This window comes from Halobacillus sp. ACCC02827, assembly GCF_030291935.1.
Classification (GTDB): domain Bacteria; phylum Bacillota; class Bacilli; order Bacillales; family Halobacillaceae; genus Halobacillus.
The window spans coordinates 139,355-155,032 of sequence record NZ_CP128168.1 but is presented as its reverse complement, the minus strand read 5'-3'; the positions used below and the strand labels follow the sequence as shown (position 1 = coordinate 155,032).

The window sequence follows — 15,678 nt, the reverse complement described above, 5'->3', positions numbered from 1 at the left end:
CCTCCCTTTTCAGCTTCTGGTGAGGAAGAGCACAAGGACCACAACAGCAAAAACGACATACGTAAAGACATCGATTCGGCCGATGCGGAGTTCCCTCAGCTTCGTCCTGCCTTCACCGCCCTGATATCCCCTCGCTTCCATCGCCATAGCGAGCTCTTCTGCACGCTTAAAAGCGCTGACGAATAGTGGGACAAGCAAAGGGACGACAGCCTTTACACGGTCCTTAAAACGACCTGTACGGAAGTCTACTCCTCTGGAAGCCTGTGCTTTTGATATTTTTTCTGTTTCCTGCATAAGTGTCGGGATAAAACGCAAGGAAATGGACATCATTAACGCCAGCTCATGGACAGGGAATCGAACCTTCTTTAATGGACCGAGTAGATCTTCAATAGCATCGGTTATTTCAATCGGTGTCGTTGTCAATGTAAGCAGGGATGTGACCAGAATCAAAAGAAAGAATCGAAGAGAGATAGCTGCCCCTTGGATCAATCCTTCTTCATACACGTTCCATCCGAACACAGAAAAAGCGACCTCCCCTTGTCTCGTGACAAACAAGTGGAGCAGGAACGTGAAAATAATCAGGAACCAAACCGGCTTCAACCCTTTCATAATATACCGAAACGGCACTTTAGACAGGAGAGCGCTCCCGACAGCAAAGACAGCAAGAACCCCGTAACTCCAAACAGAATTAGCAAAAAATACAACGATGACAAAAAAGAAGATCAACGCGATTTTCGAGCGGGGGTCCAGCCGGTGGATAAAGGAATCCGTAGGAATGTACTGCCCGATGATCATCGAACTACTCACGAGCGGCACCCCCTCTCCCTTTATCAGCAAGAAGAGCTGCCAATTCCTCCATGGTTTCTCCTTTGTATTCCATATCCCATCCGAACTTCTCATTAACTTTGGCAAGGAACTGAATCACTTCCGGTACATCGAGCTGCACCTGCTCCAAAGCGTCCTTCTGCTTAAATATATCCAACGGGGCACCTTCCATATAGAGCTTCCCGTGATTCATAATAAGAATGTAATCCGCATAGGAGAGCGCGTCTTCCATACTGTGAGTGACGAGGATCGTCGTCAATTCCTTCTCTTTATGGAGATTGGAAAACATATTCATAATTTCCTTCTGCCCGCGCGGGTCGAGCCCGGCCGTCGGTTCATCCAATACAAGGACACGCGGATTCATTGCGAGCACCCCGGATATGGCCACCCTGCGCATCTGTCCACCACTTAAATCGAAAGGAGAACGTTCCAACAATTCCTCCGGGAGATGGGTAGCTTCTACAGCTTCCTTGATTCTGCGATCGATTTCTTTCTGTTCCACCCCGAAGTTCTGGGGACCGAACGCGATATCCTTCGCAACCGTTTCTTCAAACAACTGATGTTCGGGATACTGGAACACAACTCCGACACTCTCCCGCAGATTTCTCAAATCTTTATTCTTCTCTCCAGCCGTAAGCTTGTAGTCGCCGATTTGAACGTTTCCGCTCGTAGGCTGAAGCAGTCCATTTAAGTGTTGGATCAGCGTGGATTTCCCCGATCCTGTATGACCGATGACGGCGACAAAAGAGCCGGAAGGTATTTCGAAGGATAGATCATCCAATGCTTTATGCTCGAACGGGCTGTTCGGTTGATAGACGTAACTTACATGGTCGAACGTGATGTCCATAATTCCTCCAATAACTCCTGGTGATTGAGTGGCTCACGAGAAAGCATCACACCTTCTGTCTTCAGGTGATCTGCCAATTTACTGACAAATGGAGTATCTAAGCCAATTTCGGTTAAGTTATCTTTCTTTGAAAAGACCTCTCTCGGAGTTCCTTCCATCCATACCTGTCCTTTATTCATGACGATTACCCGGGATGCCTGGGTCACCTCATGAAGGTCGTGCGTTATAGTGATCAAGGATAAGTCTCTTTCCCGTTGAACATCACGGACCGTTTCCATGATCTCTTTCCGACCTTTCGGATCCAGCATAGCGGTCGCTTCATCCAGGATGATGAAAGCCGGTGATACAGCAAGCACACTCGCAATCGCCACGCGCTGCTTCTGCCCTCCGGACAAACGGTGGGGCTCGTGACGCTCATATTCCTGCATACGGACTGAAGCAAGGCTGTCTTTGATTCTCTGCTGCATCAAATCTCTGGGCATACCGTGATTCTCCATCCCGAAAGCGACATCATCACGAACCGTGGTTCCAACGAATTGGTTATCAGGGTTTTGGAAGACCATACCGACCTTCTTCCTGATTTCCCATACGCTCTCCTGCGTTACCGCCTGACCGTCCACTAATATTTCCCCTTCTTGAGGAAATAATAGCCCGTTCATAAGCTTGGCAATCGTCGATTTCCCGGAGCCGTTATGTCCGATAATGGCTACCCATTCATTCGGGCCAAGCGTGAAGCTAACGTCATTTAAAACCCACGGCATGTCCTCCTGATAACGAAAGGATACATTCCGAAACTCGACTTGTCTCTCTCCCATCTGTGTTCCTCCTCTGCTCAACTGACTATTTCCCAGGAAATATGACACTATTCCCCGCAAACGACTGCTGACGAGTAGTCTCCTATTCGTCAGCAAGCGATAATTGTGTATAAAAAAAGGGCTGGATGTAACCTCGCGATGAGATTCACTCCTGCCCTTTTACCCCAATGGTATTCATTAAACTAGTTCAATGATCGCCATTTTCGCTCCATCGCCTTTACGCTCGCCTAGCTTAAGCACGCGAGTATAACCACCTTGGCGGTCTTCGTAGCGTGGGCCGATTTCAGAGAATAGCTTCTGCAAAGCTGTTTGCTCTTCGCCTTCCGCCTTCACGTTGTAAAGGAATGCTTCAGCTTGACGACGGGCATGAAGATCGCCGCGTTTACCAAGAGTAATCATTTTCTCTACTACAGAGCGAAGTTCTTTCGCTTTAGCTTCTGTTGTCTCCAAACGTTCGTGAACAATCAGGTCAGTCGCCAGGTTGCGAAGCAACGCCATGCGCTGATCTGTTGTACGTCCTAGTTTTCTAGCCATTGATAATCCCTCCCTTAACTGAATCTCTTAGATGTTCTATATCGATTAATCTTCTTTTCTTAGACCTAATCCCAACTCGTCCAACTTGTGCTTCACTTCTTCAAGTGACTTGCGACCAAGGTTACGGACCTTCATCATATCTTCTTCAGATTTATTCGCAAGCTCCTGCACGGTGTTGATACCAGCACGCTTCAAGCAGTTATAGGAACGTACAGACAGGTCAAGTTCTTCAATCGTCATCTCAAGGACTTTCTCTTTTTGGTCCTCTTCTTTCTCAACCATGATTTCAGCTTTTTGAGCTTCATCAGTAAGGCTGACAAAGATATTGAGGTGTTCCATATAGATTTTAGCCCCTAAGGAGATTGCTTCTTCTGGGCGGATGCTGCCATCCGTCCACACGTCTAATGTCAACTTGTCAAAATTAGACGTTTGACCAATTCTTGTGTTCTCTACTTGATACGTTACACGGGATACCGGTGTAAAGATAGAATCAACCGGAATAACGCCGATTGGTAGATCCTCGTGGTTGTTTCCTTCTGCCGGACGATATCCTCGGCCGCGTTCCGCAGTGATGCGCGCACGGAAGCTGGCACTGCTGTCCAGTGTAGCGATATGGAGATCCGGGTTAAGAATTTCCACATCACTATCGTGCGTGATGTCAGCCGCTGTAACTTTTCCTTCACCCTGTACATCAATTTCCAAAGTCTTTTCTTCGTCGGAGTAAACCTTCAAAGCTAGTTTCTTCAGATTCAGAATGACAGTTGTAACATCTTCTACTACTCCATCAATAGTGGAGAATTCATGAAGAACACCATCAATCTGAACAGATGTGACTGCAGAGCCAGGAAGTGAGGATAATAGGATACGACGCAAGGAGTTCCCTAGAGTTGTACCATACCCACGCTCAAGCGGTTCGACGACGAACTTACCAAAAGTAGACTCATCGCTGATCTCGACCGTTTCAATCTTTGGCTTTTCAATTTCGATCATTTACACTAAACCCTCCTTCAAAACGTCGAAACCCCGGTTAGACAAACGGTCTAACCGAAATTCCTCAGGTAGGCAGTCCCGATAAAAAGACAACTGCATATTTTCTCTGTCTACTGCGGTGATGATAAAAGCTATCATAACCCATTATAGACAGGGTGACAAATTCTATTCAGAACTTATTATACGCGACGACGTTTTGGTGGGCGGCAACCATTGTGTGGTACTGGTGTTACGTCACGGATTGCCGTGATTTCAAGACCTGCTGCTTGTAGAGAACGGATTGCTGCTTCACGACCAGCACCAGGGCCTTTAACTGTAACTTCAAGAGTTTTCATACCGTTGTCCATAGCATCTTTCGCTGCAGCTTCAGAAGCCATTTGAGCAGCGAATGGAGTAGATTTACGGGAACCTTTGAAACCAAGAGCTCCAGCACTGCTCCAGCTGATTACGTTACCTTGGACATCAGTGACCGTTACGATTGTGTTGTTGAATGTAGAGCGGATGTGTGCCACACCGGACTCAATATTCTTTTTCACGCGGCGTTTACGACTACGAGTGTTTCCTTTACGTGCCATATAGTTTGCTTACCTCCTTTGTGTTGCTTATTATTTACGTTTGTTAGCCACTGTACGACGTGGGCCTTTACGTGTACGAGAGTTGTTTTTCGTTCTTTGTCCACGAAGTGGAAGACCGCGACGATGACGGATACCACGGTAAGAACCGATCTCAATCAAACGTTTGATGTTTAGAGAGTTCTCACGACGAAGGTCACCTTCAACGTTGTACTGTTCCACTGCTTGACGGATTTGCGCTAGTTCGTCCTCTGTAAGATCGCGAACACGTGTATCCTCAGATACGCCGGCTTCAGCCAGTACGTCTTTAGCAAGGGAATTACCGATTCCATATACATAAGTTAATGAAATTACCACGCGTTTGTCACGCGGAATATCTACTCCTGCGATACGTGCCATATGGTACGTGCACCTCCTTCAGTTTAGCCTTGTTTTTGTTTATGCTTAGGGTTTTCACAGATAACCATGACTTTACCTTTTCGTTTGATGACTTTGCATTTTTCGCAAATTGGTTTTACAGAAGGTCTTACCTTCATCATCCATACCTCCTTTTAGATCGGAGTTTTATTTATAACGGTACGTAATACGTCCTTTAGTTAAATCATAAGGGGAAAGTTCTACCGTTACCTTATCTCCTGGTAAGATTCGGATGAAGTGCATGCGAATTTTACCGGATACGTGAGCTAAAACGGAGTGACCGTTCTCGAGTTCAACCTTGAACTGTGCGTTCGGTAAGGTTTCAACGACGGTCCCTTCTACTTCAATTACATCGTCTTTCGCCATCGAGTTGATCTCCCTTCTTCAAATCAGTCACTGCTTCATTGACATATTTTGATACGGCAAATCGAAGCTTGCCATTTGTGACACGACCAGTTTCCAGAAGGCTGTCCTGGACTTCCGGAGAGATGAAATCCATAAGCTCAACATGTTGCAAATTCTTTCTCTTTGGTCGATCATACTTACGTTTCTCTCCGTCGGCAAGCAGCACAAAGCGGCCATCCAGCACATCGATCACAACCGCATACTGTCCTGCCTCTCGCCCCTGCACAATACGAACAATTTGACCTATTCGAGGACTCGACTCAGATTCGTTCAAAAACGATCACCTTCATTTAGGATTTTGTTAAAATCTCATAACCCTCATCCGTTATCGCGATGGTGTGCTCAAAGTGTGCGCACATCTTTCCATCTTGAGTAACTACCGTCCAACGGTCACCCAGTGTCTTCACATAGCGTGAACCTGCGTTAACCATCGGCTCAACTGCCAAAACCATTCCTGGTTTCAAACGCGGGCCTTTGTTCGGCGGACCATAATGAGGGATCTGCGGATCCTCATGAAGTTCCCTGCCGACGCCGTGCCCGACATATTCACGAACAATGGAGAACCCTTCCGGCTCTACACAGCTCTGAATGGCATGCGATATATTTGAAAGGCGTACACCTGGTTTTGCTTCATCAAGTCCCTTAAACAGTGATTGTTCTGTAACTCTCAGCAACTCCATTGTATCGTCATCGACGGTACCGACCGGATACGTCCAGGCCGAATCCCCGTGATAACCTTTATACTTCGCACCTATGTCGATGCTGATGATATCTCCGTTGTTCAGGACCCTGTCACCAGGAATACCATGAACAAGTTCTTCGTTAACAGATGCACATATACTGCCACGGAATCCATTATAACCTTTAAAAGAAGGGATTGCATCCATACTGCGTATGAACTTATCTGCAATCTTATCCAATTCGCCCGTCGTTATACCAGGTCGAATGTTTTCTTTCAGCTTTTGGTGCGTTAAGGCAACAATTCTGCCTGCTTCACGCATGATGTCTAACTCCCGTGGTGTTTTACATATAATCATTCAGCCAGGGCTCCCAGCTTCTGATCGATGTCCTGAAAAACTTCGTTGATATCTTTGTCACCTTCAAAGGATACGAGGTAGCCTTTATCCTGGTAGAAATCGATGAGTGGCTGAGTTTGTTCAACATTAACCTCTAAACGCTTCTTCACAGTTGCCGGCTGGTCGTCTTCACGCTGAATCAACTCGGAGCCGTCGTGATCACATTTCCCTTCCTCTTGTGGAGGATTGAAGATTACGTGATACGTAGCGCCGCAAGTCGGGCAGACGCGTCGTCCAGTCAGACGCTCGATGAGTTGGTCTTGTGGAACATCGATATGAAGCACATAATCCAATGATGCATCCATATCGTTCAGCAGATTTTCAAGAGCTTCTGCCTGTGCAATGGTTCTAGGGAAACCATCGAGCAGGAAGCCTTGATTGCAATCCGGCTTGCTCAGACGTTCGCGAACGATTCCGATAGTAACTTCATCCGGAACCAATTCGCCTTTGTCCATATATGATTTGGCTTCATTGCCAAGTGCTGTTCCTTCTTTGATAGCTAAACGGAACATATCTCCAGTTGAGATATGAGGGATGTCATATTTTTCGACTATCTTCTCAGCCTGAGTACCTTTACCTGCCCCAGGGAGACCCATCAGAATTAAATTCAACGTGTTCCCCTCGCTCTCATTTTCATTAGCGGTTGAAGCTAATTATTTAATAAATCCTGAGTAATGGCGTTTCACAAGCTGGCTCTCCAGTTGCTTCATCATTTCGAGGGCAACCCCGACTACGATGAGCAGGCTGGTGCCTCCAATTTGTACGCTCGCAGGCAGATTAGCCACAGAACCTAATATGATTGGAAGGATAGCAACAGCTGCTAGGAAGATGGAACCTACGAAAGTCAATCGGTACATCACACGTGTCAAGTACGTTTCCGTATTGGCACCAGGACGGATCCCCGGGATGTAGCCGCCTTGCTTCTTCAAATTATCCGCCATTTGTTCCGGGTTTACCTGAACAAATGTATAGAAATAAGTGAAAGCAATGATTAACGCAACATAGATAATCATTCCAGGCCAGTTTTGATAATCAAAGATATATTGAATGACGGAGGCTACTTCACTGTCTTCGAAGAATCCAGCGACCGTTCTCGGTGCGATGATAAAGGATATCGCAAAGATAACGGGAATAACTCCTGCAGCATTCACTTTTATCGGTAAGTGGGTGGAATGCCCGCCTACAGGTGAACGATTTACTAATCGTTTAGCATATTGGATCGGTATTTTACGCAGGGCCTGTTGGATGAAGATAACTCCGACAATGACCGCCACGATGACAAGCAAAATCAACGCGATAATAATCAGATTGATGAACAGCTCTTCTCCGGCACCGGAAATGTACTGATCATACAATTGATTGACACCCGTCGGGATTGCTGCAACGATTCCTGCGAAAATCAGGATGGATATCCCGTTTCCGACACCATGTGCAGTGATTTGCTCACCAAGCCACATAAGGAATGCCGTTCCGCCAGTCAGAACAACGGCAATGACTAAGAATTTCCCTACTCCCGGGTTTGTGATCAATTGACCACCTGCGAGAGCATTGAAACCGATAGACATACCAATAGCCTGAATAAAGGCAAGAACGATGGTTCCATAGCGGGTAAACTGAGCTAACTTTCGACGGCCAACTTCACCTTGTTTCTTCCATTCCGCAAATTTCGGAACAACGTCCATCTGCAATAACTGCATGATGATGGAGGCAGTAATGTAGGGCATGATCCCCATAGCAAAGATGGAGAAGTTCTGCAATGCCCCGCCTCCGAATGTGTTCAGAAATCCGAACGCATTCTGATCATCCATGAAGTTGATGGCGTCTCTGTTGGTAAAAGGGACCGGGATGAATGTTCCAAGGCGAAATACTACAAGCATCAACAAAGTGAAGATGATCTTGCGTCGAATATCACCTACGCGCATAAAATTGGAGATTGTCCGGAACATTAAATCACCTCAGTTTGACCGCCCGCAGCTTCAATAGCTTCTTTAGCAGAAGCAGAGAATTTGTGAGCTTTCACTGTAAGTTTCTTCTCGATGCTTCCTTTAGCTAGTACTTTAATGCCGGCTTTTTGGTTGCTTACCACGCCAGTTTCAAGCAATAGTTCTGGAGTAACCTCTGTGCCTTCTTCAAAACGATTCAATGCATCAAGGTTGATGATCGCGAATTCCTTACGGTGAACGTTAGTGAAACCACGCTTAGGCAGACGTTGGAACAATGGCATTTGACCACCTTCGAAGCCTGGGCGTGTTTTGCTACCAGAACGTTGACCTTGACCTTTATGTCCACGTCCAGAAGTTTTACCGTTACCGGAAGCCATTCCGCGTCCTACACGGTTGCGTTCTTTACGAGTACCTTGAGCAGGTTTAAGTTCATGCAGTTTCATTCGTTGCACCTCCTTATTACTTTTGTTTGATTATACTTCTTTAACTGTAACTAGGTGAGACACCTTTTTAGCCATACCTCGGATCGCTGGGTTATCTTCAAGTACGACAGTTTGACGGATCTTATTCAGACCTAGCGCCTTGACAGTAGAGCGCTGATCCTGCGGTCTACCAATAACACTGCGCGTGAGGGTAATTTCTAACTGTTTAGCCATTTTATTTCCCTCCTTATCCTACAGTTCTTCTACAGACTTACCACGAAGTCTAGCGACGTCTTCCGCACGCTTAAGCTCGCTAAGTCCAGTGATTGTAGCACGCACCATGTTGATTGGTGTGTTAGAACCAAGTGACTTAGAAAGGATGTCTTGAACACCTGCAAGCTCAAGTACCGCACGTACTGGTCCACCTGCGATAACTCCTGTACCTTCTGCAGCTGGTTTCATAAGAATGCTTCCAGCGCCGAAGCGTCCAGTGATTTCGTGTGGGATTGTCGTGTCCTTAACTGGAACTGTAATTAGATTTTTCTTCGCGTCATCGATGGCCTTCTTGATAGCTTCTGGTACCTCTTGGGCTTTACCTGTACCAAAACCTACATGACCATTTTTATCTCCGACTACTACTAGTGCAGCAAAACGGAAGCGACGTCCACCTTTTACTACTTTAGCTACGCGGTTGATCGTAACTACGCGTTCTTCAAGATCAAGTTTGTTAGGGTCGATGTTTGTAATCATTTATGTCCCTCCTTTGGCTATTAAAATTCTAGGCCTGCTTCGCGAGCGGCTTCAGCTAGAGCTTTCACACGTCCATGATACAAGTAACCGCCACGGTCGAATACAACAACTTTAAAACCGTTGTCGATCGCACGTTTCGCTACCATTTCACCGACTTTTTGTGCAGCTTCTACGTTGCTTGTGTTATCAAGATCGAAACCTTTGTCTACAGTAGATGCGCTAGCAACTGTAACCTGTGCTTCATCGTTGATAAGCTGAGCGTAAATGTGGTTGTTAGAGCGGTACACGTTCAAACGAGGACGTTCTGCTGTACCGAAAACATTCTTACGTACGCGAGCATGACGCTTCTTACGTACGACATTCTTGTCTGCCTTCGTGATCATCTGGGTCACTCCTTTCTATACGTTACATTAAGACTTACTTAGCTGTCTTACCTTCTTTTCTGCGTACATGTTCGCCTTCGTAGCGAATTCCTTTACCTTTGTAAGGCTCTGGAGGACGGATTGCACGAATCTTCGCTGCAACAGCGCCGACTAGTTCTTTATCGATACCTTTAACGATTACTTTCGTGTTCGTCGGTACTTCGATTTCGATGCCTTCACGGTTTTCCACTTCAACCGGGTGAGAGTAACCAGCGTTGATGACTACTGTCTGACCCTGTTTCTGTGCACGGTAACCTACACCGATGATTTCAAGGCTCTTTTCGTAACCTTTAGATACACCTTCAACCATGTTTCCGATCAGGCTGCGTGTAGTTCCGTGAAGTGCACGGTGATCTTTATGATCGCTTGGACGAGATACGCTTAGTACGTTGTCCTCGATCTTAACTGTGATGTCCTGGTGGAATGTACGAGTCAATTCCCCTTTAGGACCTTTCACTGTGATTGTATTGTTATCCTGAGTGATTTCTACACCTTCAGGAATTTCAAGTGTTTTTAAACCTACGCGAGACATATTGTTGCACCTCCTGTCTGATCTGTTTTTTTACCAGACGTAAGCTAGAACTTCGCCACCGATGGCTTGTTCACGAGCTTCTTTGTCTGTCAATACACCTTTAGAAGTAGATACGACGGCTACACCAAGACCGTTAAGAACTTTTGGAAGTTCTTCAGCATTAGCGTAAACTCGAAGACCTGGTTTACTGATACGCTTCACACCAGTAATTACGCGCTCGTTGTTTTGACCGTACTTAAGGAAGATGCGAAGGACGCCTTGCTTGTTGTCTTCAACAAATTCGTAGTCACGTACAAAACCTTCACGCTTAAGGATATCAGCGATTTCTTTTTTCACGTTGGAAGCTGGAAGCTCAAGCTTCTCGTGACGCACCATGTTAGCGTTACGAATACGTGTCAGCATATCTGCAATTGGATCTGTCATTGTCATAACTCATTTACCTCCTTCCCTGTTAGGGGTTTACCAGCTGGCTTTTTTGACACCAGGGATTTGTCCTTTATATGCAAGTTCACGGAAACAAATACGGCAAAGCTTAAACTTACGAAGTACGGAGTGTGGACGTCCGCAACGTTCACAGCGAGTGTATTCTTGTACTTGGTACTTCGATTTACGCTGTTGCTTCGCGACCATTGATTTTTTAGCCACTATTTTCCCTCCTTAATGTTAGCTCATTATTTTTGGAACGGCATTCCGAATTGAGCTAATAGTTCGCGCGCTTCTTCATCAGAATCAGCAGTTGTAACGATAACGATGTCCATGCCGCGCACTTTACTTACTTTATCGTAGTCGATTTCTGGGAAAATCAATTGCTCTTTAACACCTAGTGTGTAGTTTCCACGACCGTCGAAAGCTTTCTTAGAAATACCACGGAAGTCACGCACACGCGGTAGAGATACTGCGACTAGCTTGTGGAAGAATTCGTACATGCGCTCACCGCGAAGTGTAACCTTCGCACCGATCGGCATACCTTCACGCAGACGGAATCCTGCAATTGATTTCTTAGCTTTAGTGATAACTGGCTTCTGACCAGTGATTAGAGTCAACTCTTCTACTGCTGTATCCAGTGCTTTTGCGTTCTGAACCGCATCACCAACACCCATGTTGATAACGATCTTCTCGATCTTAGGTGTTTGCATAATAGATTCATATTCAAATTTGTTCATCAACGATGGAACAATTTCTTCTTTATATTGTTTCTTTAGTTCGTTCATCGTGTGGCCCTCCTTTCCTCTATGGGTTATTTATCTAGCGCTTCACCAGATTTTTTCGCGATACGAACTTTTTTGCCGTCCTCGACTTTGTATCCAACACGTGTTGGCTCGCCAGTCTTTGGATCGATTGGCATAACGTTTGATACGTGGATCGGTGCTTCTTGTGTCAAGATACCCCCCTGTGGGTTATCTTGAGAAGGTTTAGCGTGTTTCTTAACTTCGTTCACACCTTCAACAAGGACACGATCTTTCTTTGGATAAGCTTCAAGGATTGTACCTTGCTTGCCTTTATCCTTACCAGTAATAACCATTACTTTGTCACCTTTTTTTACGTGCATGCTTCGCGCACCTCCTTAACAAGGCATTTCATTCAGGTTTTACAATACTTCTGGAGCTAGAGATACAATCTTCATGAATTTAGCATCACGAAGTTCACGAGCTACCGGTCCGAAGATACGAGTACCGCGTGGGCCTTTATCATCACGCACGATTACTGCTGCGTTTTCATCAAAACGGATGTAAGAACCATCTTTACGGCGAACTCCACTCTTAGTACGGACGATGACGGCTTTAACTACCTCACCTTTTTTAACAACGCCCCCTGGTGTTGCTTGTTTCACAGTAGCAGTGATGATATCACCGATGTTGGCTGTTTTACGACCTGATCCACCCAAAACTTTGATGGTTTGGATTTCACGAGCGCCGGAGTTATCTGCAACTTTAAGACGAGATTCCTGTTGAATCATACCATGTAACCTCCCTTCGGATTAAATCCGAGCGAACTTTTATTAGATAATGACAGACTCTTCAACAACGTCTAGCAAACGGAAACGCTTGGATGCGGATAGTGGACGAGTTTCCATAATACGCACGATATCGCCGTTTTTAGCTTGGTTGTTTTCGTCATGTGCTTTAAGCTTTTTAGAGTACTTTACGCGCTTGCCGTAAAGCTTGTGGAACTTATAAGTTTCTACTAAAACTGTGATCGTTTTGTCCATTTTGTCAGATACGACACGGCCAGTATAAACTTTACGATTATTACGTTCAGTCATGTGAGGGTGACCTCCTCTCATCTATTAGTTATTTACGCCTAGCTCACGTTCACGAGCAACAGTCTTCATACGAGCGATAGACTTACGAACCTCACGGATACGTGCAGTGTTCTCAAGTTGACCTGTTGCCAATTGGAAGCGTAGGTTGAAAAGTTCTTCTTTAAGAGACTTAACTTTTTGTTCAATTTCGGCAGTGGTTAATTCACGGATCTCATTAGCCTTCATTGATTTCACCACCAATTTCTTCACGTTTTACGAACTTCGTACGGATCGGCAGCTTGTGTGAAGCAAGACGCAACGCTTCGCGTGCAACTTCTTCTGATACACCTGCGATCTCGAACATAATTTTCCCTGGTTTCACTACAGCTACGAAACCTTCTGGAGCACCTTTACCGGAACCCATACGTACTTCTAGGGGTTTAGCAGTATAAGGCTTATCTGGGAAGATTTTAATCCATACTTTACCGCCACGCTTCATGTAACGAGTCATCGCGATACGCGCTGCCTCGATTTGGCGGGCTGTGATCCAAGCACGATCAATTGCTTGCAAACCATATTCACCGAAAGCTACTTCAGTACCGCCTTTTGCACGGCCTTTTAAGCTTGTACGGTGTTGACGACGATATTTAACACGTTTAGGCATTAACATAATGCTTTTCCCCCTTCCTTACTTGTTTGATTTAGTTGGAAGGACTTCGCCACGATAAATCCACACTTTGACACCAAGCTTACCGTAAGTTGTGTCTGCTTCTGCAGTTCCGTAATCGATATCTGCACGAAGTGTGTGTAGTGGTACTGTTCCTTCACTGTAATATTCAGCACGAGCGATGTCTGCTCCGCCTAGACGGCCAGATACTTGAGTACGAATACCTTTCGCTCCTGCACGCATAGCGCGTTGGATTGTTTGTTTCTGAGCACGACGGAAAGATACGCGGTTTTCCAATTGACGTGCGATATTGTCAGCTACAAGAGTAGCGTCAAGATCAGGCTTTTTCACTTCAACGATGTTGATGTGAACACGTTTGCCGCTCAGTTGATTTAGTGCTTTACGAAGTGCTTCAACTTCGGAACCACCTTTACCGATAACCATTCCTGGTTTAGCTGTGTGTACAGTAATGTTCACACGGTTAGCTGCGCGTTCGATTTCGACTTTAGAAAGGGCAGCATCTTTAAGACGGTTTTCAACATATTCACGAATCTTAATGTCTTCATGTAACAAGTCTGCATAGTCTTTGCCAGCGTACCACTTGGATTCCCAGTCGCGGATTACGCCGATACGAAGACCAATCGGATTAATTTTTTGACCCACTGATTATCCCTCCTTTTTTTCTGATACGACCACTGTGATGTGGCTTGTGCGTTTGTTGATTTGGCTTGCGCGGCCCATTGCGCGAGGGCGGAAACGTTTAAGAGTTACGCCTTCGTTTACAAACGCTTCGGAAACGTACAAGTTTTCCGTGTCCATTTCATAGTTGTGTTCTGCGTTGGCGATCGCGGAGTTAAGAAGTTTCTCAACTACCGGAGAAGCGCCGCGGTTGTTCAAACGAAGTGTAGCCAGAGCTTCACCTACATTTTTTCCTCGAATTAAATCAATTACCAAACGAGCTTTACGAGGAGCGATTCGAACGGTTTTAGCAACTGCTTTAGCTTGCATTAGAGTGCCTCCTCTCTATATTAACGTTTTGTTTTCTTATCGTCGCCAGAGTGTCCTTTGAACGTACGGGTTGGCGCGAATTCACCAAGTTTATGACCTACCATGTCTTCAGTCACATAAACTGGCACGTGTTTACGACCGTCATAAACGGCAATTGTGTGTCCCACAAAGTTAGGGAAGATAGTAGAACGGCGAGACCATGTCTTCACGACCTGTGTTTTGCTATCTTCGTTCAACTTTTCGACTTTCTTCATCAAGTGATCATCTACAAAAGGTCCTTTTTTCAAGCTGCGGCCCATGAAATAACCTCCCTTCGCGATTGGAAGACGGGTTTTATTGCCCGCCCGACAATCCCGTTATTTTTTACCGCGTCTACGTACGATATATTTATCAGACGGCTTGTTGCGTTTTCTCGTTTTGTATCCAAGAGTTGGTTTACCCCATGGAGATACAGGAGATGGACGACCGATTGGCGCACGTCCTTCACCACCACCGTGTGGGTGATCGTTAGGGTTCATTACAGAACCACGAACTGTAGGGCGTTTACCTTTCCAACGAGAACGTCCTGCTTTACCTACGCTGATAAGTTCGTGCTCAAGGTTACCAACTTGACCGATTGTTGCACGGCAAGTGCTTAGTACCAAGCGAACTTCACCGGAAGTAAGACGTACTAGTGTGTACTTCTCTTCACGACCAAGGATTTGTGCTGAAGCGCCTGCAGAACGTACAAGCTGTCCTCCGCGTCCTGGCTTCAATTCTACGTTGTGTACGACAGTACCAACTGGAATGTCTTTCAGTTGAAGTGCGTTACCTGGTTTGATATCCGCGCCTTCACCAGAAATGATTTCCGTTCCTACCTTGATTCCTTTTGGAGCAAGGATGTAACGTTTTTCACCATCAACATAGTTGATTAGTGCAATGTTAGCGGAGCGGTTTGGATCGTACTCGATTGTAGCAACGCGTCCAGGTATTCCATCTTTATCACGTTTGAAGTCGATGATACGATATTGACGCTTGTGGCCACCGCCCTGATGACGAACTGTCAGCTTACCTTGGTTGTTACGTCCACCTTTTTTGTGAAGTGGAGCGACAAGGGAGCGTTCAGGTTTATCAGTTGTAATTTCAGCGAAATCAGATACTGACATGTGTCGACGACCGTTTGTAATTGGTCGGAACTTTTTAATCGCCATCTTTTTTCCCTCCTTCTTTAG

Annotated in this window: 30 protein-coding genes; all 30 read right to left on the bottom strand. The window is 45.7% G+C overall.

The annotated features are described in order from the left end of the window. Positions 1–9 precede the first annotated feature (9 nt). Positions 10–807 carry an energy-coupling factor transporter transmembrane component T family protein gene (locus QRD89_RS00905; RefSeq protein WP_008635963.1) on the bottom strand — a complete coding sequence of 266 codons (798 nt, stop codon included), beginning with the start codon at positions 805–807 and terminating at the stop codon, positions 10–12. Further along, positions 800–1,672 (bottom strand): energy-coupling factor ABC transporter ATP-binding protein, encoded by an 873-nt coding sequence (locus QRD89_RS00900; protein ID WP_008635965.1) that lies wholly within the window; start codon positions 1,670–1,672, stop codon positions 800–802. Before QRD89_RS00900 ends, QRD89_RS00905 begins: the two co-directional genes overlap by 8 nt. Next, positions 1,648–2,487, bottom strand: a complete 840-nt coding sequence (locus QRD89_RS00895) for an energy-coupling factor ABC transporter ATP-binding protein (protein WP_008635967.1) — start codon at positions 2,485–2,487, stop codon at positions 1,648–1,650. The genes QRD89_RS00900 and QRD89_RS00895 overlap by 25 nt, the downstream gene beginning before the upstream one ends. A 177-nt stretch (positions 2,488–2,664) precedes the next feature. Further along, positions 2,665–3,021: a 50S ribosomal protein L17 gene (gene rplQ, locus QRD89_RS00890; protein WP_008635969.1), complete on the bottom strand. Its 357-nt coding sequence runs from the start codon at positions 3,019–3,021 to the stop codon at positions 2,665–2,667. A 45-nt stretch (positions 3,022–3,066) separates the two neighbouring features. Beyond that, the gene (locus tag QRD89_RS00885; protein WP_008635970.1) at positions 3,067–4,011 is read right to left on the bottom strand and encodes a DNA-directed RNA polymerase subunit alpha; all 945 of its coding nucleotides are present in this window, start codon (positions 4,009–4,011) and stop codon (positions 3,067–3,069) included. A 179-nt stretch (positions 4,012–4,190) separates the two neighbouring features. Beyond that, positions 4,191–4,586, bottom strand: coding sequence for a 30S ribosomal protein S11 (rpsK, locus tag QRD89_RS00880; protein WP_008635972.1), 396 nt, complete (start codon positions 4,584–4,586; stop codon positions 4,191–4,193). A 30-nt stretch (positions 4,587–4,616) separates the two neighbouring features. Continuing rightward, a complete protein-coding gene (gene rpsM, locus QRD89_RS00875; RefSeq protein WP_008635973.1) occupies positions 4,617–4,982 on the bottom strand; it encodes a 30S ribosomal protein S13 in 366 nt (121 codons plus the stop codon). A gap of 23 nt (positions 4,983–5,005) precedes the next feature. Continuing rightward, on the bottom strand, positions 5,006–5,119 hold the full coding sequence (gene rpmJ, locus QRD89_RS00870) for a 50S ribosomal protein L36 (protein ID WP_002509257.1): 114 nt from the start codon (positions 5,117–5,119) through the stop codon (positions 5,006–5,008). Positions 5,120–5,147: 28 nt separating this feature from the next. Beyond that, on the bottom strand, positions 5,148–5,366 hold the full coding sequence (gene infA, locus QRD89_RS00865) for a translation initiation factor IF-1 (RefSeq protein WP_008636026.1): 219 nt from the start codon (positions 5,364–5,366) through the stop codon (positions 5,148–5,150). Then, on the bottom strand, positions 5,344–5,679 hold the full coding sequence (locus QRD89_RS00860) for a KOW domain-containing RNA-binding protein (protein ID WP_008636028.1): 336 nt from the start codon (positions 5,677–5,679) through the stop codon (positions 5,344–5,346). The genes infA and QRD89_RS00860 overlap by 23 nt, the downstream gene beginning before the upstream one ends. A 16-nt stretch (positions 5,680–5,695) precedes the next feature. Next, the gene (map, locus tag QRD89_RS00855; RefSeq protein WP_008636031.1) at positions 5,696–6,442 is read right to left on the bottom strand and encodes a type I methionyl aminopeptidase; all 747 of its coding nucleotides are present in this window, start codon (positions 6,440–6,442) and stop codon (positions 5,696–5,698) included. Further along, entirely contained in the window at positions 6,439–7,092 is a 654-nt protein-coding gene (locus QRD89_RS00850; protein WP_008636033.1) for an adenylate kinase, read from the bottom strand. Before QRD89_RS00850 ends, map begins: the two co-directional genes overlap by 4 nt. 42 nt (positions 7,093–7,134) lie before the next feature. Further along, the gene (gene secY / locus QRD89_RS00845) at positions 7,135–8,427 is read right to left on the bottom strand and encodes a preprotein translocase subunit SecY (protein ID WP_008636035.1); all 1,293 of its coding nucleotides are present in this window, start codon (positions 8,425–8,427) and stop codon (positions 7,135–7,137) included. Continuing rightward, positions 8,427–8,867 (bottom strand): 50S ribosomal protein L15, encoded by a 441-nt coding sequence (gene rplO / locus QRD89_RS00840; RefSeq protein WP_008636038.1) that lies wholly within the window; start codon positions 8,865–8,867, stop codon positions 8,427–8,429. The genes secY and rplO overlap by 1 nt, the downstream gene beginning before the upstream one ends. A gap of 30 nt (positions 8,868–8,897) precedes the next feature. Beyond that, a complete protein-coding gene (gene rpmD / locus QRD89_RS00835; protein WP_008636039.1) occupies positions 8,898–9,080 on the bottom strand; it encodes a 50S ribosomal protein L30 in 183 nt (60 codons plus the stop codon). An 18-nt stretch (positions 9,081–9,098) separates the two neighbouring features. Then, positions 9,099–9,593, bottom strand: coding sequence for a 30S ribosomal protein S5 (gene rpsE / locus QRD89_RS00830; protein WP_201276727.1), 495 nt, complete (start codon positions 9,591–9,593; stop codon positions 9,099–9,101). 23 nt (positions 9,594–9,616) lie between these two features. After that, complete coding sequence (gene rplR, locus QRD89_RS00825) at positions 9,617–9,979, bottom strand: 50S ribosomal protein L18 (RefSeq protein ID WP_026577045.1); 363 nt, start codon at positions 9,977–9,979, stop codon at positions 9,617–9,619. A gap of 34 nt (positions 9,980–10,013) precedes the next feature. Then, the gene (gene rplF, locus QRD89_RS00820) at positions 10,014–10,550 is read right to left on the bottom strand and encodes a 50S ribosomal protein L6 (protein WP_008636046.1); all 537 of its coding nucleotides are present in this window, start codon (positions 10,548–10,550) and stop codon (positions 10,014–10,016) included. 30 nt (positions 10,551–10,580) lie between these two features. Beyond that, positions 10,581–10,979 carry a 30S ribosomal protein S8 gene (rpsH, locus tag QRD89_RS00815; RefSeq protein WP_008636048.1) on the bottom strand — a complete coding sequence of 133 codons (399 nt, stop codon included), beginning with the start codon at positions 10,977–10,979 and terminating at the stop codon, positions 10,581–10,583. 30 nt (positions 10,980–11,009) lie between these two features. Beyond that, positions 11,010–11,195 (bottom strand): type Z 30S ribosomal protein S14, encoded by a 186-nt coding sequence (locus QRD89_RS00810; RefSeq protein ID WP_008636049.1) that lies wholly within the window; start codon positions 11,193–11,195, stop codon positions 11,010–11,012. 26 nt (positions 11,196–11,221) lie between these two features. After that, complete coding sequence (rplE, locus tag QRD89_RS00805; protein WP_008636050.1) at positions 11,222–11,761, bottom strand: 50S ribosomal protein L5; 540 nt, start codon at positions 11,759–11,761, stop codon at positions 11,222–11,224. A 26-nt stretch (positions 11,762–11,787) separates the two neighbouring features. After that, positions 11,788–12,099: a 50S ribosomal protein L24 gene (gene rplX, locus QRD89_RS00800; protein ID WP_008636051.1), complete on the bottom strand. Its 312-nt coding sequence runs from the start codon at positions 12,097–12,099 to the stop codon at positions 11,788–11,790. 39 nt (positions 12,100–12,138) lie between these two features. Then, on the bottom strand, positions 12,139–12,507 hold the full coding sequence (gene rplN, locus QRD89_RS00795; RefSeq protein WP_008636052.1) for a 50S ribosomal protein L14: 369 nt from the start codon (positions 12,505–12,507) through the stop codon (positions 12,139–12,141). A gap of 42 nt (positions 12,508–12,549) precedes the next feature. Continuing rightward, complete coding sequence (gene rpsQ, locus QRD89_RS00790; RefSeq protein ID WP_008636053.1) at positions 12,550–12,813, bottom strand: 30S ribosomal protein S17; 264 nt, start codon at positions 12,811–12,813, stop codon at positions 12,550–12,552. Between the two features lie 24 nt (positions 12,814–12,837). Beyond that, the gene (gene rpmC, locus QRD89_RS00785; protein ID WP_008636054.1) at positions 12,838–13,038 is read right to left on the bottom strand and encodes a 50S ribosomal protein L29; all 201 of its coding nucleotides are present in this window, start codon (positions 13,036–13,038) and stop codon (positions 12,838–12,840) included. Next, positions 13,028–13,462 (bottom strand): 50S ribosomal protein L16, encoded by a 435-nt coding sequence (rplP, locus tag QRD89_RS00780; RefSeq protein ID WP_008636056.1) that lies wholly within the window; start codon positions 13,460–13,462, stop codon positions 13,028–13,030. The genes rpmC and rplP overlap by 11 nt, the downstream gene beginning before the upstream one ends. A gap of 18 nt (positions 13,463–13,480) precedes the next feature. Continuing rightward, a complete protein-coding gene (gene rpsC / locus QRD89_RS00775; RefSeq protein ID WP_008636059.1) occupies positions 13,481–14,122 on the bottom strand; it encodes a 30S ribosomal protein S3 in 642 nt (213 codons plus the stop codon). Positions 14,123–14,125: 3 nt separating this feature from the next. After that, the gene (gene rplV / locus QRD89_RS00770) at positions 14,126–14,467 is read right to left on the bottom strand and encodes a 50S ribosomal protein L22 (RefSeq protein ID WP_008636060.1); all 342 of its coding nucleotides are present in this window, start codon (positions 14,465–14,467) and stop codon (positions 14,126–14,128) included. A 20-nt stretch (positions 14,468–14,487) separates the two neighbouring features. Then, complete coding sequence (rpsS, locus tag QRD89_RS00765) at positions 14,488–14,766, bottom strand: 30S ribosomal protein S19 (RefSeq protein ID WP_008636061.1); 279 nt, start codon at positions 14,764–14,766, stop codon at positions 14,488–14,490. A gap of 57 nt (positions 14,767–14,823) precedes the next feature. Continuing rightward, positions 14,824–15,657 carry a 50S ribosomal protein L2 gene (gene rplB, locus QRD89_RS00760; protein WP_008636062.1) on the bottom strand — a complete coding sequence of 278 codons (834 nt, stop codon included), beginning with the start codon at positions 15,655–15,657 and terminating at the stop codon, positions 14,824–14,826. Between the last annotated feature and the right edge of the window lie 21 nt (positions 15,658–15,678).